The sequence below is a fragment of the Bacillus sp. FSL M8-0063 genome, from assembly GCF_038005545.1.
Classification (GTDB): Bacteria; Bacillota; Bacilli; order Bacillales; family Bacillaceae_G; genus Bacillus_A; species Bacillus_A wiedmannii.
The window spans coordinates 3,242,050-3,266,593 of record NZ_JBBOTJ010000001.1; the positions used below are offsets into that span (position 1 = coordinate 3,242,050).

Sequence of the window (24,544 nt, forward strand, 5' to 3'; positions counted from 1 at the left end):
CAAATATGTTCACTCATCCTTTTCGAAATTTAAACCTTCTAATATAATAGCAGAGGAAGCACATTTCATCTAGTTAGCGGGGGAGAAAATTCATGGCATGGGAGATTTTTAGCATCATAGGCACAATCGCTTTCGCACTAAGCGGAGCCATTGTTGCAATGGAAGAAGATTATGATATTTTCGGAGTTTATATTTTAGGAATGGCAACCGCATTTGGGGGAGGTGCCCTTCGTAATTTATTAATCGGTTATCCGATTGTCGCGCTTTGGCAACAAGACATGTTATTCCAAATCGCACTACTATCAATGACGATTATTTTTCTTTTTCCTAATAAATTAATTAGACACTGGAAAAAGTGGGAAAATATCACTGATGCTATCGGCTTATCAGCATTCGCCGTACAAGGAGCATTATATGCTCAAAAATTAAATTTACCAATTAGCGCTACAATCGTAGCAGCTGTTTTAACTGGTATTGGCGGTGGTATCATCCGCGATCTTTTAGCCCGCAGAAAACCTCTCGTCCTTCGAGCTGAAGTATATGCCTTTTGGACGATTCTAGCAGGTTTCTTAATCGGTGCTCAAATTATTGTTAGCGATTGGGCTCTATATACCTTATTCATTTTAATTGTTTGCTTCCGCATGGTTTCTATTCATTACAAATGGCATTTACCGCATAGACGCATCGATACAAAGGAACGTTCAATGCATAAATAGTAATCTAACCTCTTTACATATCGTAAAGAGGTTTTTCTTTTCTAATGAGTTTTTCTTTACAAAATGTTTATACTAATCCTCAAAGCGAGGTGAATACAAATGACAAACCATGTTAATAAAAGTGCTCAAAAAAGCTCAGTAGGTCAAATTGGACACGATCCTAATTCTGCACACGAAAAAAGCGCTAAAATGGAACACTTCCATAAACCTTATCAAGAAAAAGCAAAAAAAGAGTAAAAGCACTTATACAAAAAAACAGACGCACAGTTTACGTACTGTGCGTCTCCTCTTCAAGCATCAAATCACAACTTGATATCCCAATTAAATCATATTTATCATACGTATCCTCTTGCAACAACCGCATAGCCTGTGTACGAATCGATTTTTCAACAATATTACGTACATATCGTCCATTACTAAATGATGTAATTTGCGACGAGTACTTTACAGCATGTAAATGATCTCTAAATTTCCATTCAGCCTCTTTCGATAACTGGTATTCACGTTCTTCATACATCCTCTTCCCTATTTCTAACAGCTGATTTACTGAGTAATCCGCAAATTCAATTATAAACGGAAAACGTGATTGCAGACCTGGATTTAATGAAAGAAAGTGATTCATTTCTCTTGAATATCCGGCTAAAATCAATACAAAACCGTGTTGTTTATCTTCCATATGCTTTACGAGCGTATCAATTGCTTCTTTCCCAAAATCTTTTTCTCCCCCTCGGGCTAATGAATACGCCTCATCAATAAACAAAATACCTCCCATTGCTTTTTTTATTAAATCTCTTGTTTTTTGAGCTGTATGACCGATGTACTCTCCTACAAGATCCGCACGTTCAGCTTCAACTAAGTGCCCTTTTGACAGAATATTCATCTCAAACAACAATTTCCCTATCATTCTAGCAACAGTTGTCTTCCCTGTACCTGGATTCCCTTTAAACAACATATGAAGTACTTGCTTCTCAGACTTCAACCCTATTTCTTGTCTTTTTTTATTTACATAAATCCAAGCATATATTTCTTTTATTATCTTTTTTATATCATCCATCCCAATAAGCTTTCCCATTTCTTCTTCAATTCTTTGCAACATCTCATGTTTCGTAGTAGTTTCACTTGAAATCACTGTTTTATTTTCTGCGGCTGGTAAAGAAATTTTCTTTCGATGATTTAAAACAATGTTAATTTGATTATTATTTTTCTTTCGCATCGATTGTTCCATACAATCACCTCATTTTATCCACTCACCAAATATTATTATTCCTGTCTCCCTTGCAAATGACTATTTTCAGAAAAGTTTGCTATAATATAAGAAATAATGAAGGTGGTGGGACTATGGAAACATCGGAATTCCATGATACAATACAAGCCTTTTCTATTTTTTTATTGAATAAAGGCCGAAAAGCTTCAACCATTAAACGTTATGTTTATGACATTGAAGATTTCGGACATTGGTTAGAAAAAAACAATAAGCTCCCTTCCAGTAATATATGGGCTACACTTTGTACAAAAGACTACGAAGATTACTTTTCCGACCTAAAAAAGAATCGACATTACTCAGAGAAAACGATGCACCGTGTATTTATTGTATTAAATAGAATGCATCATTTTCTAAACATCCCTAACCCATTAAAGAACATGGAAATTTCTATTCAACCAGACCGCACACTTCGTAACGAAGATTTCATTTCATCTGATGAAGAAAAAAGATTAAAACATATAATCACTTCATTAGAAGGACTTTCAGAAAAACAACGTCCTGTGCGCCCTTTATTAATGGATCGTAATGTTGCTATTTTAAACTTATTAATCGACTATGGATTATCCTTACAGGAACTTACAGCGTTAACTATGCATCACGTTCACTTTGAAACTAACACATTCTCTATCCCAGCAACCGCAGGGGTAGAAAGAACAATTACATTAACTAACGAAGACAAAAAACAACTATATACTTATTACAAAAGCATCCCTGAACCCGTTCGTCCAAAATACCATAGTCATGACCCATTATTTATCGCATTTGATTTTAATCGCGGAACATACAGATGGGTATACGAAAATGATGCACCGAAGGGATTAACAGAAATCGCTATCCAAAAAATGATTCGCCTTGAAGTATCTAGAGCTAATTTACGCAAAGGAATCTCAGGACAACACTTTCGTAACACCTATATTTTAAACTTAATAAAAAAAGAAACTCCGGAGTCAGAAATTATAAAACTAGCTGGATTCAAATCAAAAGTTTCACTAAAACGATATTATCAATACGCAGAAAATAGAAAAAACGCCTTATCATGAGGCGTTTTTTCTATTTTTTCTTTAAACAAACGATTTTACTATGACCATTTAACTAATTTTTGCATCTACTATGATGAGTTTCATTCACATTCTCATTAGAAAGGAGAGATTTAATGTCTCGTTATGACGACAGTCAAAACAAATTCTCCAAACCATGCTTTCCAAGTAGCGCTGGACGAATCCCAAATACCCCATCCATCCCAATTACTAAAGCACAACTTAGAACATTTCGCGCAATCATTATCGATTTAACAAAAATAATCCCAAAACTTTTTGCAAATCCATCTCCCCAAAATATTGAAGATCTAATTGATACATTGGACCTACTAAGTAAATTTATTTGTTCACTAGAAGCTACTTCCTCCCTGAAAGCGCAAGGATTAGCAATTATTAAAAACTTAATAACTATATTAAAAAATCCAACTTTCGTAGCAAGTGCTGTATTTGTTGAACTCCAAATTTTAATTAATTATTTACTTTACATCACAAAGTTATTCCGAATCGATCATTGTACACTCCAAGAACTCCTTAAATTAATTGCAGAGTTACAAACTACTCTAGTTAATTCAGCTTCGTTCGGCAGAGGTCCTACCGGGCCTACTGGGCCTCGAGGTAACACAGGCGCTACTGGTGCCACTGGGCCTCAAGGGAACACGGGCGCTACCGGACCTCAGGGCGTTCAAGGGAACACAGGCGCTACTGGTGCTACTGGACCTCAAGGGAACACGGGCGCTACCGGACCTCAGGGCGTTCAAGGGAACACAGGGCGTGGACCTCAAGGGAACACAGGTTCAAGGGAACACAGGTGCTACTGGACCTACGGGTGCTCGGACCTCAGGGCGTTCAAGGGAACACAGGCGCTACTGGTGCCACTGGACCTCACCTCAGGGAACACAGGCGCTACCGGACCTCAGGGCGTTCAAGGGAACACAGGCGCTACTGGTGCTACTGGACCTCAAGGTGTTCAAGGGAACACAGGCGCTACTGGACCTCAGGGTGTTCAAGGGAACACAGGGTGCTACTGGTGTTGGACCTCAAGGGAACACAGGCGCTACTGGTGGACTCTCACTGGGACCTCAGGGCGTTCAAGGGAACACAGGCGCTACTGGTGCTACTGGACCTCAAGGTGTTCAAGGGAACACGGGTGCTAGGACCTCAAGGTGTTCAAGGGAACACGGGCGCTACTGGACCTCAGGGCGTTCAAGGGAACACGGGGAACACCTCAGGGTGCTCAAGGGAACACACTACTGGTGCTACTGGACCTCAGGGTGTTCAAGGGAACACTCAGGGCGTTCAAGGGAACACAGGGCTACTGGTGCTACTGGACCTCAGGGTGTTCAAGGGAACAACACTGGTGCTACTGGACCTCAAGGTGTTCAAGGGAACACGGGTGCTACTGGGACCTCCCTCAAGGTGTTCAAGGGAACAGGGTGTTCAAGGGGGTGCACTGGACCTCAGGCGTTCAAGGGAACACAGGCGCTACTGGTGCTACTGGACCTCAGGTGTTCAAGGGAACACAGGCGCTACCGGACCTCAGGGCGTTCAAGGGAACACAGGCGCTACTGGTGCCACTGGACCTCAAGGTGCTCAGGGGAACACAGGTGCTACCGGACCTCAAGGTGTTCAAGGGAACACGGGTGCTACTGGGCCTCAGGGTATTCAAGGACCTCAAGGGAACACGGGCGCTACTGGCATAGGAGTTACCGGACCTACTGGACCTCAGGGGCCTCAAGGTAATACTGGTGCTACTGGGCCTCAAGGTGTTCAAGGGAACACAGGCGCTACCGGACCTCAAGGTGCTCAAGGGAACACGGGTGCTACCGGACCTCAGGGCGTTCAAGGGAACACGGGTGCTACTGGGCCTCAGGGTATTCAAGGACCTCAAGGGAACACGGGTGCTACTGGGCCTCAGGGTATTCAAGGACCTCAAGGGAACACGGGCGCTACTGGCATAGGAGTTACCGGACCTACCGGACCTTCTGGCGGGCCTCCTGGACCTACTGGACCTCAGGGGCCTCAAGGTGTTCAAGGGAACACAGGCGCTACTGGACCTCAAGGTGTTCAAGGGAACACGGGTGCCACTGGACCTCAAGGTGTTCAAGGGAACACGGGTGCTACTGGACCTCAAGGTGTTCAAGGGAACACGGGTGCTACTGGACCTCAAGGTGTTCAAGGGCCAACAGGCGCTACCGGTGCCACTGGTATAGGAGTTACTGGCCCTACTGGACCTAGCTTCCCTGTAGCAACAATTGTTGTTACAAACAACATTCAACAAACAGTACTACAATTTAATAACTTTATTTTCAGTACTGCAATTAACGTAAACAATATTATCTTTAATGGCACAGATACAGTTACGGTTATCAACGGCGGTATTTATGTGATTAGCGTATCTATTTCTACAACTGCGCCAGGATGCGCTCCTCTTGGAGTAGGCATTTCAATTAATGGAGCAGTCGCAACTGATAACTTTTCTTCAAATTTAATAGGCGACTCACTTTCATTCACTACAATCGAAACGTTAAGAGCTGGCGCAAACATTTCTGTCCAATCTACTCTTAACGAGATTACGATCCCTGCAACAGGAAACACTAACATTCGCCTTACTGTATTTAGAATTGCTTAAATTTCACTATGTATTGTTTATAGCAAATAAAAAAAGAGCGAGAAACTCGCTCTTTTTTTGTTATGTACAATAATTCATTACTACTCTAATTCAATTGAAACATTTTTTTGTGGTACAAATGTAGAAATTGCATGTTTATAAATAAGCTGTTGCTTACCCTCTGTTTCCAGTAGGACTGTAAAATTATCAAATCCTTTAATTAATCCACGAAGCTGGAAACCATTTAATAAGTACAGCGTAACAAACGTATTTTCTTTACGGAGTTGATTTAAAAACTGATCTTGAATATTGATTGATTGCTTCATGTCGAATCCTCCTCTTTTTCTCTACTTACTATTATTCGACTTTAGTTGTAATTTTCCTTCTATGTATCGTAAAATTTCTGACGTTTTTTCACCGCCTGTAACATCAAACCACGTGACATCCATCTTATTACGGAACCACGTTAATTGACGCTTTGCATAACGACGTGAATTAGTCTTTAATTGTGATACCGCTTCTTCTAAAGAGACACGATCCTCAAAATAATCATATATCTCTTTATACCCAATCGCTTGAATAGATTGACAATCTCGTATCCCTCTATTATACAATCCTTCTACTTCTTCTAATAACCCTTGGTCCATCATTATATCAACTCGTAAGTTAATGCGATCGTATAGCATTTCTCGATCCATTGTCAAGCCAATCAAGGAAACATCGTATAATAACTCGTTTTCTTGTTTTTCAAGTTGATCACTCATTTTTTCACCCGTCGTGTGGAAAATTTCTAACGCTCTAATGACACGACGTACATTATTTGCATGAATACGCTCAGCACTTTCTGGGTCTACTTCTTGTAATTTCTTATGTACATATTCCACACCACGTTCTAATGCTAACTTTTCCATTTGTTCTCGGTATATAGTATCGCCAGCATCATCCGTAAACTGATAATCGAATAAAACAGATTGTATATACAGACCAGTTCCACCAACGATAATTGGCAATTTACCACGCTCTGTAATCTCTCGAATATGCTTACGAACACGTTCTTGAAATTCGGCAACAGAAAATGATTCTTCCGGATTTTTTATATCGACCATATAATGCGGCATTCCATCCATCTCTTCTTCTGTCACCTTTGCAGTTCCAATATCCATCGTACGATAAATCTGCATGGAATCTCCACTTATAATTTCACCATTCAACGCTTTGGCAAGATCAATACTTAACTTCGTCTTTCCAACAGCAGTTGGTCCAATGATGACAGCAACTTTTTCACGTTGCACTTCTCCCATATCATTCAACTCTCTTTATGTAATGTACTCCATCTATTGATTATATCCAATCTTACCAATTTTAACGGCATGATTGCAAGTTCTTTCATTTCGGTACATGAAATTATAAATAAAAAAGAACATAGTTTGTCCAATTCCGCATATACATGATTAAAAATACCTTCGAGAGGATGAGTTGACTATGAAACAATCCACCATTAATTTTTCATCTTTAACAAAAGACCTTATTTTAGCTACTGCTACAAAAGAACAAAATTGTTCACAAGAAGAATTATATTTCGCCTTAAATTGTTTGCTACGTTCTTTTCATTCTACTCTCCAAGAAACAACATTACATCCAGAAAATAAAAATACAGAGTATATACAAAATCAATTTTGCAGTGCCTATAAAATTATTACAGGTAAAACTATTTATCCTTTTCAATAACCTATAAAAGGCGGTTGCTTACATACTTTCAAGCAACCGCCTTTTATATTAATACATATACACTATTTGATCACTTTCACTTTTACAGATTTGCGCCCCCAGCTATTGGCACTACCATCTGAACCGACTAATACATCAATACGATTTCCTTTAATCGCACCACCAGTATCTCCAGCAATCGCTTCTCCATATCCTTCTACCCATACTTTTGATCCAAGCGGAATTACTTTAGGATCAACAGCAATTACTTTCATATTCGGATTTGCTGTTAAATCATGCCCCATTGCAGTTAATACACGACCACCATACGTACCATTCTCACTTGGATGGGCTGTATACGCTGTCGCTTCTACTGTTATTTCACGTCCACCAGCAGGTGCACTTGTTTCAGTAGATTTCGTAACTTGTTTCGTAGTTGACTGTTGTTTTGCGACAGGTTTACTTGATTCTACATTTTTAACAGACTCTTTGCTCTTAACTACTTTATTATTTTTAACTGGCGTATTTACTCTTACTGGCGCCTCTTCTTGCGTTACAACTTCTTTCTTTTCTATTACAGGTGCCGTCCCTGTTAAAAATGGCATGTGAACATATCCCGTTTTTCCATTATAGTCAAATTGTAACCATTCATTTTGAACTTGATTTGTCGTTTCAATTACATCATCTTTATTCAGTTTACCAAGAATTTCAGAGTCAGTATTCGCTCCAGCACGAACATTTAACGCGCCCGCCGTTACATAATATGTACTTTTTGTAAATTCAGCACTTACAAACGCTTCTTTACCATTTAATTTAATTTTTGCCCATCCGTTTTCTGTATTTATAACATCTAATTTATTTCCACTTAACATTTTACCTACAAGCTTTGACTCTACAGTTGGGTTTTCTCTAACATTTAATACGTCTGTTGTTACAATCGTTTCTGCTTTCGCAGAACCTGCAAAAATCCCAAGACCAAAAACTGCCGCCGTTGCTATACCTAATAATTTTTTCATGAATAGCCTCCATTTGCTTTGTTTTCGTATTTTCATTATAGCAACAGATTTTTAAGATTTTTAGAAATCACACAATTACAAACCATTCGTAATACACGATTAATGAGTTGTAACATAAATTTCCATATTAATGAATTCCATTTCTAATAGAATTCCCAATAGTTTTCATATATTTTCTACATATCAGCCCAGAATTTTTTTCCAAAAAAAATTACAGTATTACTTTTTTGTTACAAAAAAACCATATTTCATTACATCTTTTACCAAAATTCATCATTCTCCAATTATTAATCTCCTTTTTTGTAATAAAAAAGAGCAGCTAATAAAAGCTACTCCTTTTTCATGTGTTATTTAACTTTCTTTTTCCAAATCCCCATCATAAGAGCTGAAATAACTGTCCCTATAAATATCGAGAAAATATATAGCACCGGTTTATTTACTAATGCGATAACAAACAATCCACCATGCGGTGCTGGTAATGTAATTTGGAATAACATAGATAATGCACCCGCAATACTTGAACCAACAACACAACTTACTATTACTCGAATCGGATCTGCAGCTGCAAATGGAATCGCACCTTCTGTAATAAACGATGCTCCCATAATATAATTTGTTAAACCAGATTTACGTTCTGCTTCAGTAAATTTCGATTTAAAGAAAGTAGTTGCGAATGCAATCGCTAATGGTGGTACCATACCACCCGCCATAACAGCAGAGTGCACGCCAAAGTTCTGCGCTTCTATTGCAGCAATACCAAATGTAAATGCAGCTTTGTTAATTGGACCACCCATATCAATTGCCATCATACCACCTAATATAAGACCTAGTAATATAGCATTTGTACCGTTCAAACCATTTAACCAACCTGTTAACATTTCATTCAATGCTACTACAGGCGGAATTACTACTTTTTGCATAACAACTCCTGTAATCAACAATCCAAAGACCGGATATAACAATACAGGTTTAATTCCTTCTAACTGTGCTGGTAATCCTGAAAACAATCTTTTCAATCCTAAAACAACATACCCAGCTAAGAAACCAGCAATTAATCCCCCTAAAAATCCAGCATTCGCATGTGCTGCTAAGAATCCACCGACAACACCAGGCATAAATCCTGGACGATCAGCAATAGAACTCGCAATAAATCCAGCTAAAATTGGTACGAGGAATAAAAACGCACCTGTTTTGCCTCCACCAATAGACATTAACAATTCAGCCAATGGTCCTTCTGCTTTTATACCACCAATCCAAAATGCTAGTGCAATTAAAATCCCGCCACCAACAACGAATGGAAGCATATTACTTACACCACTCATTAAGTGCTTATAAATCCCTAATCCTTTTTCTTCCTCTGTACTTTCTGTCTTCCCATCTTCCTTTATTCCTTTAAAGATTGGCGCATCTTGTTTTACAGCTCGATTAAGAAGCGCTTCCGTTTTTCTAATCCCATCAGCGACTGGCACTTGAATGACATGTTTCCCAGCAAAACGGTTCATTTCTACTTGTTTATCTGCCGCAACAATTATAGCCGTTGCGCGTTCAATGTCCTCTTTCGTTAAACCGTTTTTTACTCCTGTTGATCCGTTCGTCTCAACTTTAATTGCTATACCTAGCTCTGCTGCTTTTGCTTTCAAGCTATCCGCTGCCATATAGGTGTGAGCGATTCCAGTTGGGCAAGCCGTAACTGCTAGTACGTATGGTTCGTTTCCTTCTGGTTTTGCAACTTCAATGTCTTCTTCTTCTTTTTCATTCTCTTTTTCATCAAATAAACGAAGAAGTTCCTCTTCATCCTTTGCTTCTAACAATTGCTTACGAAATCCTTCATCCATTAATAATGTAGATAGGCGCGATAACGTTTCTAAATGAGTATTATTCGCCCCTTCGCTCGCAGCAATCATAAAGAATAAATGCGCTGGCTGTCCGTCAAGCGATTCATAGTTGATACCGCTTACACTTCTACCAAAACAAATCGCTGGTTGTTTAACAGCTTTTGTTTTCGCATGAGGTATTGCAATCCCTTCCCCTATGCCAGTTGTACTTTGTGACTCCCGCTTTAAAATAGCTTCTTTAAATTCAGCTTTACTATTTAAACGATTTGCGCCGTCTAATTTCTCAACTAATTCATCTATGACAGCTTCTTTATTTGAAGCTGTCAAATTCATAATAACTGTATCCCTTTTTAATAGTTCTGTAATTTTCATATGTTGCTCCCCCCTATCGCTTAGCTACAATTACTTGCGACAATAATTCTTCTACTTTTTCTTTTTCACATAAATCAGCTGAAAATGCTGTTGCACTCCCTGTTGCAACGCCATATTGAAATGCCTTTTCAATATCTTTTGTCTGTTCATATTTACCCACAAATCCTGCAACGAGAGAATCTCCGGCCCCAACCGAATTAATTACAACACCTTTTGGAACAGTTGCTTCATATATACCTTCTGCCGTAAATAATAAAGCCCCATCTCCAGCCATTGATACGATAACATGCTCTACACCTTGTTCAACTAATTTTCTTCCAAACGGTAAAACATCTTCTACTGTTGAAATCTCTACTCCGAATAACTCACCAAGTTCATGATGATTAGGCTTTATTAAAAATGGTTTATTTTTAATTACATGCTGCAGCGCACTTCCACTTGCATCGACTACTACGCGAATACCTTTCTCAGCTCCGAGCGTTGCGATTGATTCATAAAAAGTAGTTGAGATAGACGCCGGTACACTTCCAGCTAGTACAACACAATCTCCCTGCCTCATACTTTCGATTTGTTTCATTAATTGTTCAAATTGTTCATTTGTCACATTAGGACCTTGCCCATTTAATTCTGTCTCTTCTTGCCCTTTTATTTTCACATTAATTCGGGAATCACCGTCTACTTGGACGAAGTTTGTTGTTACACCTTCCGCCTGTAATACATCTTTAATAAATCGACCGGTAAATCCACCAGTAAATCCAAGCGCTACATTTTCAACACCTAAACGATGAAGAACACGAGAAACGTTAATACCTTTCCCTCCAGGAAATTTCATATCTTTCTCTGCTCGATTTACTGCGCCTAAATCGAAGGAATTAACTTGTACTACATAATCAATAGATGGGTTTAAAGTAACTGTATAGATCATTGTTTATCAGCCTCAATTACATTGGTTTGTCTTTTATATTTTTCTAAATCAATTTCTAAATGGTTTGTAATAATATTCGCTTCTTCAACATTGGCTATTTTCGCAAACGCAACTTCTGAAAACTTACTTTCATCAATTAAGAAATATCCTTCGTTCGCAAATGTTAATGCCATTTGTTTTAAAAGTGCCTCTTCTGGATCTGGAGTTGTAAAACCAAGCTGTTCATGTACACCATTCGCTCCTAAGAAACATTTATCAAAACGGTACTTCTGCATGCTTTCCTGTGCCATAGCACCAATTAAAGCTTTCGTCCTACTTTTCATCATTCCACCTAGTAAATACGCACGAATATTATTTTCAGCTAAAGCTTCAATATGCATAAGTCCATTCGTAACGACAGTAACATCTTTATTTATTAAAAATGGAATCATTTCAAATGTTGTACTTCCTGCATCTAAATAAATGCAATCACCTTGTTCAACAATGCTAGCCGCATAGTTAGCAATTTGTTGCTTTATTTGAATGTTTTTGGATGATTTTTCAACCATCGTTGGCTCTTGCCCTTTTCCTGTTAAAACAGCAGCACCACCATGAACTCTTTTTAATAACCTTTGCTTTTCCAATTGCGCTAAATCACGACGAATTGTTGATTCAGAGCTTTCTGTTCTTTCCACTAATTGCTGTAATTTAACAACCTTCTGCTCTTTTACAAGTTGCAATATCATTTGATGACGTTCAGGAGTTAACATTTTATTCACCTCTTCTTTGATTACAGTATAATGAAAACGATCACAAAAATCAACCATAAACATTCACAAATAACCAAAACCGGTCATAAACAGTTATAAACAATAAAAAAGAAACCCATTTGATTGTTATATCAAATGGGTTTCTTTTTTCGATTCACTTATAAAGAAGCTTTATATATACTTAAAACATCGTCTTTATTTAATTTTTTAAAGTTACCAAATTCACCATAAGCCATCGCTTTATCAGCCATTAAATCAATTTCATTTTCCCCAATACCGTAATCCGCTAACCTTACTGGTGCCTCAATTGAAGTCCAAAATTGACGTAACGCCTCAATTCCTTCTAGCGCAATTTCTCGATCAGCCTTTTCATCTGTTTCTACATCGAATACACGAATAGCGAACTGTTTAAAACGACTTACATTTTCATCTACAACACGCTTCATCCAGTTCGGGAATAAAATCGCAAGGCCACCCCCGTGTGGTATATCATGAACCGCAGATACTGCATGTTCAATATTATGAGTCGCCCAATCTCCTTTTACTCCCATCGCTAAAATACCGTTTAACGCCATAGTACCGCAATATAAAATAGTTTCTCTATGCTCATAATTTTCTAAATCACTTAAAAGCTTAGGAGCAGTTTCAATTACTGTTTTTAAAACAGATTCACAATAACGATCTTGTAATTCTGTATTTGTTCCATGATGGAAGTATTGCTCTAATACGTGCGACATAATATCTACCATACCGTAAATTGTTTGATCCCTCGGCACAGAAACAGTATGAACTGGATCTAAAATCGAAAACTGCGGGAAAGTAACTGGGCTACCCCAGCCATATTTTTCATTCGTTTCCCAGTTTGTAATGACAGAACCAGCATTCATTTCAGATCCTGTTGCCGCAAGCGTAAGTACCGTACCAAATGGTAACGCCCCACTAGCAAATGCTTTTTTCGTTACAATATCCCATACATCTCCATCATATTTGCTACCAGCAGCAATCGCCTTCGTACAGTCGATTACACTTCCTCCGCCAACCGCCAATATGAATTCGACGCCATTATCTTTACAGATTTGAATCCCTTTCTTTACAGTTGATACACGCGGATTCGGTTCAACACCTGTCAATTCAAATATTTCTGCATTTATATCTTTTAAAATAGAAATTACATTATCATAAATACCATTTCTTTTAATACTGCCTCCCCCGTATACGAGAAGAACCTTTTTACCGAACTGTGGAATTTCAGTTTTCAACTGTTCTAATTGACCTTTACCGAAAATAAGTTTCGTTGGATTACGAAATACAAAATTTTGCATATTTCTTTACCATCCCTTCTATATGAAAAGCAACTATACTTTTGTATACCATATTTTTTTCATTTCACAAAAATATTTGCCTAACAAAAAAATCCCAGCCTACAGGCTGAGATTTTTTTATTGGTAATAAGGTGAGATCATTAAGTAAACAATAACACCAGATAAACTTACATATAACCAAATTGGCATCGTCCAACGTACAATTTTACGATGACGTGTTAATTGATTTGTAAAACCAAATACAAGTGCAAACAATGCAAGTGGTACAATAATAGCTGCCAGGATAATATGTGTAATTAAAATAATGAAGTACACATATTTAATGAATCCTTCCCCACCAAAATGTGTTGCCGGCGCCAAGTAATGATACGATAAATAAGAAACACAAAATAGCAACGTCGTTGTAAATGCTGCGAGGATGAAACCACGGTGCATTTTCACATTCTTCTTAATAATAGAGTATAAAGCTGCTAATAAGAATACGAACGTAAAGCTATTAAAAATTGCATTTAACATTGGTAAAATTGTTACATCAAAATGTACTTCTCCTTCATAGCCAACAGGTCCAAAGAACAAAAATAAAATAATCGCATTTACAATTACAGAAAGCGTTATCACAATAGGAGCATAGCTTTTCTGATTCGTTGATTGATCCACCAAAATGGTCACTCCTCTTCCTTCAAATATGTATACGTAACCTCACTATTTTAACATATTATTCACAGTGTAAATGTGACAATAGTTTGACACAGTAAGACAAAGCAAAGAAAAAAATCCTTCTTAATAAAACTTCTTAAGAAGGATTTTATCGCTTTATTATTTAAATAGCAATGTAATTAGTTTTTGTTAAAAAACGTATTGCTATATGCTTGATAAATTTCAGACACTTGATATCCCATTAAAGAAATTGCTGTTAATGAAAAGAAACCAATCATAAGAAATCGAAACCACATATAAATCTCCTCCTTGTATTTAGCTTAAAAAGCAGTCGCTATATTACAAGTTGAGTGGCACTCTTCATCGTCACTTTCCTTTTTCTTTACAATTGCTGTTATAAATCGAAGCATAAAGAAAATCACAAAAGGAAATTGTTCGTAATTTACCTTGGCATAGTTTGGCAACGGCTCGCGTTGCACATCGAACGGAGATGCGAAGGAATAGAACATACCTTGCTCTTCCATATATACAATTACAATTTTCATACAAAACATTATTCCTAGAAACGAAACAATATCTTGCCATTCTGTCGTATATAACAAGTTATACAGCTCTAATACGTACTCTTCCATCGTCATCCCCCTTCCTTTTTTATCATTTTGCTCGCCTTCGTATAAAAAGTCAAGAAAAAAGTTTATATTCACTATGACAATAGTAATTACTTGTTTCTATGATTATATATGATTCTTTTATAGCAATGATTGGGTGTAACTCTCTTCTAAAACAAGAAATTAGAATCGAACAGATTCCTCATTCTTACTTTTAGGATTCAACAATGTACTATTTTTATTTCTATTAAAAATAAAATAAGAAATTATTATAAGAACAGTAACAAGCATTGTTAAAAGCGCTTGTGAACGTAAAGATTCAATTGCGATCATGGCAACTAAAACTGCTATAATCGCAGCAATTGTAACATATGTTACATATGGAAAAAGCCACATTTTCACTTTCAAATTTTGTTGTTCCGCTTTCCCCATTTTTTTACGTATCTTGAAATGTGAAACTGCTATAACGAGATAAACGAGTAACGCAATCCCGCCAGATGCATTCACTAAAAATAAAAATACTTTATCTGGAGATATGTAACTAAAAACAACTCCAATGTAAGCAAAGAAAGTTCCAAATAAAACCGCCCGAACTGGAACACCACTACTATTCAATTTCAAAAATGCCTTTGGCGCATCTCCTCTTTCTGCCATTGAAAAAAGCATTCTTGAGTTCGTATATAAACCCGAATTTAAACAAGAAAGTACAGCTGTTAAAACGATAAAATTCATAATTTGTGCTGCCGCTGGTATCCCTATATGTTCCAGTACCGCCACAAACGGACTTTTTAGTATGTTCGCTGAATTCCACGGAAGGAGTGTAACAACTACAGCAATCGATCCAATGAAAAATACGAGAATACGCCAAATTACACTATTTGTTGCTGTTTTTACTGCTTTTACAGGTTCGGCAGATTCACCAGCGGCTACTGCAACAATCTCAGATCCCATAAATGAAAATATAACGACGGTAATTCCAAGTAGCACCGAACTTATACCATTTGGCATAAATCCTCCTTGCCCTACTAAATTCGAAGTGCCAGGTGCTTCCGTTCCTGGTACAAATCCTAAAATAACAGCGAGCCCAAGACAAAGGAACAAAACAATACTTATTACTTTAATAAATGAAAACCAATATTCAAATTCTCCAAATGATTTCACCGAGAAAACATTCGTCAACGTTAATAAAATCGTTAATATTAAGCTTAATAACCAGAGCGGGATTTCTGGAATCCAATATTGAATAATACCAGCACCTGCTGTAGCTTCTATTGCAATAACAATTACCCAGAAAAACCAATATAGCCACCCAATTGTATAACCCGCCCATGGACCAATTGCTTCTCTTGCATATGTTGCAAATGAACCACTTGTCGGGTTAATAGCTGCCATTTCCCCTAGCATTCTCATAACGAAAATAACTAGAAGTCCTGCTAATGCATATGAAACGATAGAACCTGGTCCGGCTGAATGCACAACCGCACCGCTTCCAACAAACAAACCAGCTCCTATTACGCCACCAATGGAAATCATTGTAATGTGGCGTATTTTGAGGTCTTTCTTAAGATTTTTATCCAACTCTTGTACATCCCCTTCCAAACTTAATTTTGAAATTTATGTAAGAGTATTATGCGAAAAATCTTGTCCTATATTTTAAAATATATCAAAATATTCTGAATTTAACAATCGTAATTCGACCTCCTTCAAAAATTATTTCATTAGGTTTAATAGTTTTCCATATACAATTGTTGAGAAAATTATAATCGACTTACAAAAGAATGAATTTTCAGATATTATTAAACGAACAAGATTATACATCTAGACAACTTTTTGTATAGGAGTGTTGATATGTTAAACAAGTTCAAATTCATTTGTTGCGCTTTAGTAATTTTCTTACTGCTACCGCTAGCTCCCTTTCAAGCACAAGCAGCAAACAATTTAGAATCAAAATTACTCGTTGGATACTGGCATAACTTTGATAACGGTACTGGCATTATTAAATTAAGAGACGTTTCACCAAAATGGGATGTAATCAATGTATCTTTCGGTGAAACTGGGGGTGATCGTTCCACTGTTGAATTTTCTCCTGTGTATGGTACGGATGCAGAGTTCAAATCAGATATTTCTTATTTAAAAAGTAAAGGTAAGAAAATAGTTCTTTCAATAGGTGGACAAAATGGGGTCGTTTTACTTCCTGACAATGCGGCTAAGCAACGTTTTATTAATTCCATACAATCTCTGATCGATAAATACGGTTTTGATGGAATAGATATTGACCTTGAATCAGGTATTTACTTAAACGGAAATGACACTAATTTCAAAAACCCCACGACTCCTCAAATCGTAAATCTTATTTCAGCTATTCGGACAATCTCAGATCATTATGGTCCAGATTTTCTATTAAGCATGGCCCCTGAAACAGCTTATGTTCAAGGTGGTTATAGCGCATATGGAAGCATCTGGGGTGCTTATTTACCGATTATTTACGGAGTAAAAGACAAACTAACATACATTCACGTTCAACACTACAATGCTGGTAGCGGGATTGGAATGGACGGTAATAACTACAATCAAGGTACTGCAGACTACGAAGTCGCTATGGCAGATATGCTCTTACATGGTTTTCCTGTAGGTGGTAATACAAATAACATTTTCCCAGCTCTTCGTTCGGATCAAGTCATGATTGGACTTCCTGCAGCACCAGCAGCTGCTCCAAGTGGCGGATATATTTCTCCAACTGAAATGAAAAAAGCTTTAGATTATATCATTAAAGGAATTCCTTTTGGAGGAAAGTATAAACTTTCAAATCAGAATGGCTATCCTGCATTCCGCGGCCTAATGTCTTGGTCTATTAATTGGGATGCAAAAAACAACTTTGAATTCTCTAATAACTATAGAACATATTTTGATAGTCTTTCCTTGCAAAAATAATAAAAAACAACAATAGGTTTTATATGACCTATTGTTGTTTTTTATTTATGTAAATTACTTTTTCACTTCTACATGATGAAGAGATTCTTTTCCATCTCTTACATAACTATTTACAAGACTTAAAAGTAATTTTCCACCAATTAACATTGCTCGTTCATCAAAATCAAATTGAGGATGATGATGTGGATATGTTGCTCCTATTTCTTCATTACGCGCACCTGTGAAAAAAAATGCTCCTGGAACACATTCTAAGTAATATGCAAAATCTTCTCCACCCATAATAGGTGGCACTTCAATGACCCTTTCTCTTCCAAGGTCACGTTTCGCAATCTCCATAAAATGACTCGTTTCATCTAAATGATTTATTAATATTGGATAGCCTCGTTTATATTGAATACTAACCTCAGCATGAAGAGACTGACAAAGCCCCTCAACAACTCGTTTAAATTCATTCTCCATATATTCTCTCACTTCAGGATCTAGCGTTCGAATGGTTCCTGTAAACGTAGCAGTATCCGCAATGATATTATCCGCCTGACCAGCATGGAATGTACCAACTGTTAATACCGCAGATTGAAGCGGATCTATTTTTCGACTCACTAAAAGTTGTAACTGATTAATTACTTGTGTTGCAACGATAATAGCATCAACAGTATGATGCGGCATACCGCCGTGACCGCCTCGCCCTTGAATCTTTACTTCAAATGTATCAGCTGCCGCCATCATTGCTCCAGCTTTCGCTCCAACCATTCCTATAGGCATTTGAGAAGATAAATGTGTTCCAAACACAACATCTACACCTTCTAAACAACCATCCTCAATCATAGCAATTGCTCCGCCAGGCTCTTTCTCTTCTGCATGTTGATGTATAAGAACTATTTTTCCAGAAAGCTGGTCTCTATGATCACTTAATATTTTTGCAACGCCTAAAAGTGTTGCTGTATGTCCATCATGTCCACAAGCGTGCATTACGCCGGGAACCTTTGATTTATATGAAACTTGCTTTTCATCTTGAATAGGTAGTGCATCAAAATCAGCACGTAGCGCTATCGTCTTCCCAGGTTTTCCACCTTCAATTACGCCGATTACCCCTCTTCCCCCAACATTTGTTGTCACATCAATATGAAAACTTTTTAAGATTTCAGCTATTTTTTTCGGTGTTTCTATTTCTTGAAACGATAGCTCTGGGTATTGATGAAAATCTCTTCGCCACAAAACCATTTCGTTATATAAACTTTCCAATTCTTTATACCATGTTTCTATCATAGAAATGCCCCTTTCTTTTTTAACACTTTAATTAAAAGTTACATAATATTCCGTGTTTAATCAATAAAAAAGAGCACTTTCTTTGAAAGCCCTCCTACTACTCTAAAATAGTCTAGTTACTATTTTGCTTCAATACAAATACTGAAAGTTCAGGTACACTCCAAAATCTAACAGGCATTCGGGTTGTCCCAATACCACGATTTACGTATAAATGTAACGGCTTATTCTTCCCTTCTAATTCATACATACCTTCAACATGACTCTCAGCTAACTTTGTAGTAATTAATGGACCTATAAAAGGAATTTGAACTTGTCCTCCGTGACTATGGCCTGACATTTGAAAATCAACTGGGTAACGAGCTACTCTATCTACAACATCTGGCTCATGTACTAATAGCATATTGAAATCTTGTTGCCTTATATGTTTTAAAGTCGAGTCTATTTGCGGCTTACCTAATAAAAAATCATCCAAACCTGCTATTGTAATATACTTACCGTTTTCCGCTTTTATTTTCTGCACTTCATTTACTAACACAGAGAAACCAGCTTCCTCCATATACTTTTTATAAAATAAACTACCTCCCCCGCCCCTATCATGATTCCCAAACACAGCATATTTCCCTAAAGGCGCATGTATTTTCTGTAAAATACTTTTCGCTTCTTCTCTTTCGGCTTTATACGATCCAAACTTATCTATTAAATCCCCTGTAAAAACTACTACATCTGGATGTAACGCATTCATCTTCTCCACCAAATTTTCTAGTTGTTTCAGTGTAAATTCTGGCCCTAAATGTACATCTGAGAATTGTAATATTTTTTTATTATTAAACTCTTTAGGAATTGTAGATGCTTCTATTTCATTCCACGTAACTGTTACTAGTTTTCGTTCTATTTCTGTCGCATAGAAATACAAACTTACTGAAATCATTATTATACTTATGAAACTGATTGCAAATATTTTTATGATTGATTTTTTTTGTTCTTTTTTTACATGATGCGTATTCATGTTCTCACCTCTAGAAATACTTTAAAGCCTTATTGTTACATTAATGTGACAACATGAACAATGTTAGTTATATCCAATTCTACCCATTCACTTTGACAATTTTATACAGAAGGCATAACATATTTTTATAATACATAGATTCTTAAAAACATTCCTTCTATTTATTCTATCATTTTATTAAGGAGAGATTATTCATGTCTGTATTTACACCAGAAGAAATTACGGAACTTGCTGCGAATTCCGGAAGAAAAAAAGCTCATTTATCATTACTCCCTATGTTAATTCTCGGTTTTTTTGGTGGTGCTTTCATAGCATTAGGGTATTTACTCGATATTCATGTTATTGGAACAATGCCAAATTCTTGGGGATCATTTACTAGTTTTCTAGGTGCCGCTGTATTCCCTATCGGTCTTATACTCGTTATTCTTGCAGGCGGTGAGTTAGTAACTGGCAATATGATGACCGTTTCAATGGCGTGGCTTCACAAAAAAATCGACTTATTTCACTTCATTCAAAATTTAGTTATTGTTACGTTTAGCAACTTCATAGGTGCTGTATTCGTTGCTTATTTTTTCGGTCATATCGTCGGATTAACAGAGGGAGCTTTTTTAACGAAAACAGTTTCTATTGCGCAAACTAAACTACAAGATACACCACTACAAGCCTTCATTTCTGCAATCGGATGTAATTGGCTCGTTTGTTTAGCTGTTTGGCTCAGTATGGGAAGTAAAGAATTTATCGGAAAGATTATCGGCATTTGGTTCCCAGTTATGACTTTTGTTGCGATTGGATTTCAACACGTTGTAGCTAATATGTTTGTCATCCCAGCTGCAATTTTTGCCGGTCATTTAACTTGGATTGAATATTTTCCAAACTTCATTTTTGTTTTCTTCGGAAACTTAGTAGGAGGTATGTTATTTGTAGCATTACCTTATTTCATATCCTATAATAAGAAACTCCCTTCCAATAAAGAGCAAACTGCATTAAAGAAAAAATCTGTATCCGCTTAAATTGAATGTCTATAAAGTAGCTCTCAAAAATATTACAAATTTCATTTTTTTTACGAATATATGTACGTACACTTGTTCTCGAATGTTTTATACGTTATAATAACAACTTAAATAGCATTATTTACATATGAGGTGAAAAACATGAACAAAACAGAATTAATTAAAAACGTAGCACAAAATGCTGAGATTTCTCAAAAAGAAGCTACTGTAGTTGTACAAACTGTAGTAGAATCAATCACTAACACTTTAGCTGCTGGTGAGAAAGTACAACTTATCGGATTCGGTACATTCGAAGTTCGCGAAAGAGCTGCTCGTACAGGCCGTAACCCACAAACTGGTGAAGAAATGCAAATCGCAGCTTCTAAAGTACCTGCTTTCAAAGCTGGTAAAGAACTAAAAGAAGCTGTAAAATAATGAAAAAATAGCCTTCTCGTTTACGAGAGGGCTATTTTTTCATTACATAATTAATAAAAATCTGACCATTATGCTGTTTCTTTTGTTCCTTTATGCAAATAAAACCTTTACTTTCAAAGAAAGGTTTTGCTGTAATACTCGCCTCTGTATATACCTCCCCATGCCCCAAGTTCACTGCTTTTTTTTCTAACTTCTGTAGTATATAGGAAGCTATCCTTTTCCCTTGATAATCTTTATGCGTAAATAAGCGATCTACGTAATGATCTTCATTATAATCCCCAAATCCCACTATCACACCGTTATGATCCGCTACATAACTAATATTCCTCTCTAAAGAATTTAACCAGCTTTCTCTATCTAGTCAATCCGGTGCCCATGCCTGTAGCTGTAATACGTTATAATCTTTTGCATTAATTGTATGAACTGTTTCATAGAACAACTGTAATACTTGTTCTAAATCCTCTTTATGAAATGTTCTAATAATCGTGTCTTTTAACATATACGAACCTCCTTACTAAACTATCATTTAACTTTTCTACCATCTAGTATTCAATATTTCTGCTTTATTATATCTTTTTTCTTTCTATAGAAAGAAAAAAACAATACTTATTTCAAAGTATTGTTTTTTTGTTTGTAAGCATCTGCAATTACTCTATAGATTTTTATTTTTTAAATTTCACTCTTTGCAGTCGTAATGCGTTTAATACAACGGATACAGAACTAAATGCCATCGCGGCTCCAGCAACCCAAGGTGCTAAGAAACCGAACGCTGCAATCGGGATGCCTAAGCCGTTATAAGCTAGTGCCCAAAATAAATTTTGCTTAATATTTCTTATCGTCATCTTACTCATAAAGATTGCATCAGCAATACTATTTAAATCACCACGGATTAACGTAATATCTGCCGCCTCCATCGCTACATCCGTTCCTGTTCCAATTGCCATACCGATATCCGCCGTAGCAAGTGCAGGAGCATCATTTATTCCATCCCCAACCATTGCTACTTTCTTACCTTGTGCTTGCAGTTTTTTCACTTCTTCTGCTTTTCCTTCTGGTAATACTTCTGCAATTACGTGATCAATACAAACTTGCTTAGCGATTGCCTCAGCAGTTTGTGTATTATCTCCTGTAATCATAACAACGTCTAGACCCATTTTCTTAAGTCTTGAGATAGCTGCTTTTGAAGTATCTTTTACAGTATCTGCAACGGCAACTATTCCAGCATACTCCTTATCTATTGCTATTAACATTGCCGTTTTTCCTTCTCGTTCTAGGGCTTCCATCGATTTAGAAACTTCTTCAATATCAATATCGAATTTCTTCATTAATCGACGTGTACCAATTAATAATTGTTTCCCTTCTACGACTGATTCGATGCCGAATCCCGGAATTGCTTCAAACGTTTCTGAACTTGGGATTTCAATTTTCTTTTCTTTAATTCCTTCTACAATCGCTTCTGCAAGTGGATGTTCAGAATTTTTTTCTGCCGCACCTACTAAACGTAGTATTTCTTCTTTGTGGAATCCATCTGCTACAATTACATCTGTTAGCACCGGCTTCCCATTTGTCACAGTACCTGTTTTATCTAAAATAACTGTATCTAATCGGTGCGTTGCTTCTAAATGCTCCCCGCCTTTAAATAAAATACCATACTCTGCTGATCTTCCTGATCCCGCCATAATAGATGTAGGCGTTGCAAGACCTAATGCACATGGACAAGCGATAACAAGTACGGCTATCATTTTTTCAAGTGCTCCGCCAAAATCACCAGGTGTAACAAATAGCATCCACACTGCGAATGTGATAATAGCAATCACAACTACAACCGGTACGAAAATACCAGAAATTTGATCTGCTACCCGTTGAATAGGAGCTTTTGAACCTTGCGCCTCTTCTACTACTTTAATAATTTGAGCTAATGCAGTATCTCTTCCTACCTTAGTTGCTTTCACTTTTAAAAAGCCATTTTTATTTATTGTAGAACCAATTACTACATCCCCAATTGTTTTATCAACCGGAATACTTTCACCTGTTAACATCGATTCATCTATTGCTGACTTTCCTTCTACAATTTCCCCATCTACTGGGATTTTTTCACCAGGCTTTACATAAACGATATCACCAGCTACCACTTCTTCGATTAAAATTTTTATTTCTGTTCCATCTCGTACAACAGTAGCAGTTTTCGCCTGTAATCCCATTAATTTTTTAATCGCTTCTGACGAGCGTCCTTTTGCTTTCGCCTCAAATAATTTACCTAAAATAATTAATGTAATAAGTACTGCACTCGTTTCAAAATACAAGTCTGTCATATGTTCCGAAGAACCAATCGACCTAATACTTAAATACACACTGTAGAAATACGCTGCAGACGTTCCAAGTGCCACGAGAACATCCATATTGGCGCTTTTATTTCGTAACGCTTTATAAGCCCCAACATAAAACTGCCCACCAATGATAAACTGAACTGGAGTTGCAAGAGCTAGCTGCACCCAAGGGTTCATAAGCATATCAGGTAAATAAATAAATGATGTAAATGAGAAATGACTTACCATTGCCCACAGTAACGGGAATGATAAAATAAACGAAATGATAAATTTCTTCTTTTGTCGCTCAATTTCTTGTAAGCGATGATCAGTTGATCCATCTTGCTCATCTGATTTCACTTCTAATTTATATCCTAATTTCGTAATTGCACTCTTCATTTCATTTACATTAATTTCATCAGGATTAAAATCTACTGTAGCTGATTCCAAAGCGAAATTTACTGTCGCTCCGTTCACACCTTCTAACTTATTTAAACGCTTTTCTACTCTATTCGCACATGCTGCGCATGTCATCCCAGAAACAGTAAACTCAGCTTTATCACTGACAATTCCATATCCTAACGATTCAACTTTTTCCTTAAATTGTTGCGGATTTGTTTTTTTGGGATCATACATTATTTTTGTTTTTTCAAGTGCAAAATTTACATTTGCATCATGAACACCTTCTACTTTTTTTAGACCTTTTTCAATTCTATTTGCACATGCCGCACATGTCATTCCTGATATTTGAAGATTGGCCTCTTTCTGTTCATTCATGTCTCTCACCTCTATATA

General features: G+C 36.9%; 21 protein-coding genes and 2 pseudogenes. 8 read left to right on the plus strand and 15 right to left on the minus strand.

The genetic code is table 11. The annotated features are described in order from the left end of the window. The first annotated feature begins 92 nt into the window (after positions 1 to 92). Together MKX31_RS16385 and MKX31_RS16390 are read left to right on the plus strand one after the other, a co-directional pair. Positions 93 to 716, plus strand: coding sequence for a trimeric intracellular cation channel family protein (locus tag MKX31_RS16385; RefSeq protein ID WP_064477042.1), 624 nt, complete (start codon positions 93 to 95; stop codon positions 714 to 716). A gap of 99 nt (positions 717 to 815) precedes the next feature. Further along, complete coding sequence (locus MKX31_RS16390; protein ID WP_064477043.1) at positions 816 to 953, plus strand: hypothetical protein; 138 nt, start codon at positions 816 to 818, stop codon at positions 951 to 953. Between the two features lie 31 nt (positions 954 to 984). On the opposite strand, the gene spoVK is transcribed toward MKX31_RS16390, so the two are convergent. Beyond that, positions 985 to 1,941 (minus strand): stage V sporulation protein K, encoded by a 957-nt coding sequence (gene spoVK, locus MKX31_RS16395; protein ID WP_048562529.1) that lies wholly within the window; start codon positions 1,939 to 1,941, stop codon positions 985 to 987. A gap of 113 nt (positions 1,942 to 2,054) precedes the next feature. Here spoVK and MKX31_RS16400 point away from each other — a divergent pair, with 113 nt between their 5' ends. Together MKX31_RS16400 and MKX31_RS16405 are read left to right on the plus strand one after the other, a co-directional pair. Further along, on the plus strand, positions 2,055 to 3,020 hold the full coding sequence (locus MKX31_RS16400) for a tyrosine-type recombinase/integrase (protein ID WP_064477044.1): 966 nt from the start codon (positions 2,055 to 2,057) through the stop codon (positions 3,018 to 3,020). Between the two features lie 113 nt (positions 3,021 to 3,133). Beyond that, positions 3,134 to 5,646 (plus strand): annotated as a pseudogene (locus MKX31_RS16405) (Gly-Xaa-Xaa repeat protein). Positions 5,647 to 5,726: 80 nt separating this feature from the next. On the opposite strand, the gene hfq reads toward MKX31_RS16405, so the two are convergent. Beyond that, entirely contained in the window at positions 5,727 to 5,951 is a 225-nt protein-coding gene (hfq, locus tag MKX31_RS16410) for an RNA chaperone Hfq (RefSeq protein WP_000813896.1), read from the minus strand. Between the two features lie 21 nt (positions 5,952 to 5,972). Then, entirely contained in the window at positions 5,973 to 6,926 is a 954-nt protein-coding gene (gene miaA / locus MKX31_RS16415; protein ID WP_064475075.1) for a tRNA (adenosine(37)-N6)-dimethylallyltransferase MiaA, read from the minus strand. Between the two features lie 181 nt (positions 6,927 to 7,107). On the opposite strand from miaA, the gene MKX31_RS16420 reads away from it, so the two are divergent. After that, entirely contained in the window at positions 7,108 to 7,353 is a 246-nt protein-coding gene (locus tag MKX31_RS16420) for a hypothetical protein (RefSeq protein WP_000814419.1), read from the plus strand. Positions 7,354 to 7,415: 62 nt separating this feature from the next. Here MKX31_RS16420 and entD read toward each other — a convergent pair whose 3' ends face one another. The 8 genes from entD to gabP all read right to left on the minus strand — a co-directional run bounded on the left by entD (position 7,416) and on the right by gabP (position 16,394). Beyond that, a complete protein-coding gene (gene entD / locus MKX31_RS16425) occupies positions 7,416 to 8,348 on the minus strand; it encodes a cell wall-binding protein EntD (RefSeq protein WP_098103122.1) in 933 nt (310 codons plus the stop codon). A 347-nt stretch (positions 8,349 to 8,695) separates the two neighbouring features. Beyond that, on the minus strand, positions 8,696 to 10,555 hold the full coding sequence (locus tag MKX31_RS16430) for a PTS fructose transporter subunit IIABC (RefSeq protein ID WP_098103415.1): 1,860 nt from the start codon (positions 10,553 to 10,555) through the stop codon (positions 8,696 to 8,698). 13 nt (positions 10,556 to 10,568) lie between these two features. Next, a complete protein-coding gene (gene pfkB, locus MKX31_RS16435) occupies positions 10,569 to 11,480 on the minus strand; it encodes a 1-phosphofructokinase (protein WP_088047334.1) in 912 nt (303 codons plus the stop codon). After that, positions 11,477 to 12,229 (minus strand): DeoR/GlpR family DNA-binding transcription regulator, encoded by a 753-nt coding sequence (locus tag MKX31_RS16440; RefSeq protein WP_098103414.1) that lies wholly within the window; start codon positions 12,227 to 12,229, stop codon positions 11,477 to 11,479. The genes pfkB and MKX31_RS16440 overlap by 4 nt, the downstream gene beginning before the upstream one ends. Before the next feature lie 158 nt (positions 12,230 to 12,387). Beyond that, positions 12,388 to 13,551 (minus strand): iron-containing alcohol dehydrogenase, encoded by a 1,164-nt coding sequence (locus tag MKX31_RS16445; RefSeq protein WP_064475071.1) that lies wholly within the window; start codon positions 13,549 to 13,551, stop codon positions 12,388 to 12,390. Positions 13,552 to 13,668: 117 nt separating this feature from the next. Then, entirely contained in the window at positions 13,669 to 14,211 is a 543-nt protein-coding gene (locus MKX31_RS16450; RefSeq protein WP_000228316.1) for a DUF420 domain-containing protein, read from the minus strand. 317 nt (positions 14,212 to 14,528) lie between these two features. Beyond that, a complete protein-coding gene (locus MKX31_RS16455) occupies positions 14,529 to 14,840 on the minus strand; it encodes a hypothetical protein (RefSeq protein WP_064475070.1) in 312 nt (103 codons plus the stop codon). A gap of 159 nt (positions 14,841 to 14,999) precedes the next feature. Then, the gene (gene gabP, locus MKX31_RS16460; protein ID WP_098103413.1) at positions 15,000 to 16,394 is read right to left on the minus strand and encodes a GABA permease; all 1,395 of its coding nucleotides are present in this window, start codon (positions 16,392 to 16,394) and stop codon (positions 15,000 to 15,002) included. A gap of 270 nt (positions 16,395 to 16,664) precedes the next feature. Here gabP and MKX31_RS16465 point away from each other — a divergent pair, with 270 nt between their 5' ends. Then, entirely contained in the window at positions 16,665 to 17,747 is a 1,083-nt protein-coding gene (locus MKX31_RS16465; RefSeq protein WP_098103412.1) for a chitinase, read from the plus strand. Positions 17,748 to 17,801: 54 nt separating this feature from the next. Here the strand turns inward: MKX31_RS16465 and MKX31_RS16470 are convergent, their stop codons facing one another. Continuing rightward, on the minus strand, positions 17,802 to 19,013 hold the full coding sequence (locus MKX31_RS16470) for a M20 metallopeptidase family protein (protein ID WP_098111007.1): 1,212 nt from the start codon (positions 19,011 to 19,013) through the stop codon (positions 17,802 to 17,804). A 112-nt stretch (positions 19,014 to 19,125) separates the two neighbouring features. Further along, on the minus strand, positions 19,126 to 20,019 hold the full coding sequence (locus tag MKX31_RS16475) for a metallophosphoesterase (RefSeq protein ID WP_088047331.1): 894 nt from the start codon (positions 20,017 to 20,019) through the stop codon (positions 19,126 to 19,128). Positions 20,020 to 20,213: 194 nt separating this feature from the next. On the opposite strand from MKX31_RS16475, the gene MKX31_RS16480 reads away from it, so the two are divergent. Both MKX31_RS16480 and MKX31_RS16485 read left to right on the plus strand, forming a co-directional pair. After that, positions 20,214 to 21,029 carry a formate/nitrite transporter family protein gene (locus MKX31_RS16480; protein WP_098102220.1) on the plus strand — a complete coding sequence of 272 codons (816 nt, stop codon included), beginning with the start codon at positions 20,214 to 20,216 and terminating at the stop codon, positions 21,027 to 21,029. A 141-nt stretch (positions 21,030 to 21,170) separates the two neighbouring features. After that, positions 21,171 to 21,443, plus strand: coding sequence for an HU family DNA-binding protein (locus tag MKX31_RS16485; protein WP_001043904.1), 273 nt, complete (start codon positions 21,171 to 21,173; stop codon positions 21,441 to 21,443). Positions 21,444 to 21,474: 31 nt separating this feature from the next. On the opposite strand, the pseudogene MKX31_RS16490 reads toward MKX31_RS16485, so the two are convergent. Then, positions 21,475 to 21,942, minus strand: a pseudogene (locus MKX31_RS16490) (GNAT family N-acetyltransferase). Positions 21,943 to 22,105: 163 nt separating this feature from the next. Further along, positions 22,106 to 24,526, minus strand: a complete 2,421-nt coding sequence (locus tag MKX31_RS16495; protein WP_088047329.1) for a heavy metal translocating P-type ATPase — start codon at positions 24,524 to 24,526, stop codon at positions 22,106 to 22,108. Positions 24,527 to 24,544 lie beyond the last annotated feature (18 nt).

Coding starts and splice junctions, on each gene's coding strand:
- MKX31_RS16440 (WP_098103414.1), bottom strand. CDS start 12,229: ATGTTAACTCCTGAACGTCATCAAATGATATTGCAACTTGTAAAAGAG.
- spoVK (WP_048562529.1), bottom strand. CDS start 1,941: ATGGAACAATCGATGCGAAAGAAAAATAATAATCAAATTAACATTGTT.
- MKX31_RS16390 (WP_064477043.1), top strand. CDS start 816: ATGACAAACCATGTTAATAAAAGTGCTCAAAAAAGCTCAGTAGGTCAA.
- miaA (WP_064475075.1), bottom strand. CDS start 6,926: ATGGGAGAAGTGCAACGTGAAAAAGTTGCTGTCATCATTGGACCAACT.
- MKX31_RS16485 (WP_001043904.1), top strand. CDS start 21,171: ATGAACAAAACAGAATTAATTAAAAACGTAGCACAAAATGCTGAGATT.
- MKX31_RS16420 (WP_000814419.1), top strand. CDS start 7,108: ATGAAACAATCCACCATTAATTTTTCATCTTTAACAAAAGACCTTATT.
- MKX31_RS16400 (WP_064477044.1), top strand. CDS start 2,055: ATGGAAACATCGGAATTCCATGATACAATACAAGCCTTTTCTATTTTT.
- MKX31_RS16480 (WP_098102220.1), top strand. CDS start 20,214: ATGTCTGTATTTACACCAGAAGAAATTACGGAACTTGCTGCGAATTCC.
- MKX31_RS16495 (WP_088047329.1), bottom strand. CDS start 24,526: ATGAATGAACAGAAAGAGGCCAATCTTCAAATATCAGGAATGACATGT.
- pfkB (WP_088047334.1), bottom strand. CDS start 11,480: ATGATCTATACAGTTACTTTAAACCCATCTATTGATTATGTAGTACAA.
- hfq (WP_000813896.1), bottom strand. CDS start 5,951: ATGAAGCAATCAATCAATATTCAAGATCAGTTTTTAAATCAACTCCGT.
- MKX31_RS16455 (WP_064475070.1), bottom strand. CDS start 14,840: ATGGAAGAGTACGTATTAGAGCTGTATAACTTGTTATATACGACAGAA.
- entD (WP_098103122.1), bottom strand. CDS start 8,348: ATGAAAAAATTATTAGGTATAGCAACGGCGGCAGTTTTTGGTCTTGGG.
- MKX31_RS16445 (WP_064475071.1), bottom strand. CDS start 13,551: ATGCAAAATTTTGTATTTCGTAATCCAACGAAACTTATTTTCGGTAAA.
- MKX31_RS16430 (WP_098103415.1), bottom strand. CDS start 10,555: ATGAAAATTACAGAACTATTAAAAAGGGATACAGTTATTATGAATTTG.
- MKX31_RS16470 (WP_098111007.1), bottom strand. CDS start 19,013: ATGATAGAAACATGGTATAAAGAATTGGAAAGTTTATATAACGAAATG.
- MKX31_RS16465 (WP_098103412.1), top strand. CDS start 16,665: ATGTTAAACAAGTTCAAATTCATTTGTTGCGCTTTAGTAATTTTCTTA.
- MKX31_RS16475 (WP_088047331.1), bottom strand. CDS start 20,019: ATGAATACGCATCATGTAAAAAAAGAACAAAAAAAATCAATCATAAAA.
- MKX31_RS16385 (WP_064477042.1), top strand. CDS start 93: ATGGCATGGGAGATTTTTAGCATCATAGGCACAATCGCTTTCGCACTA.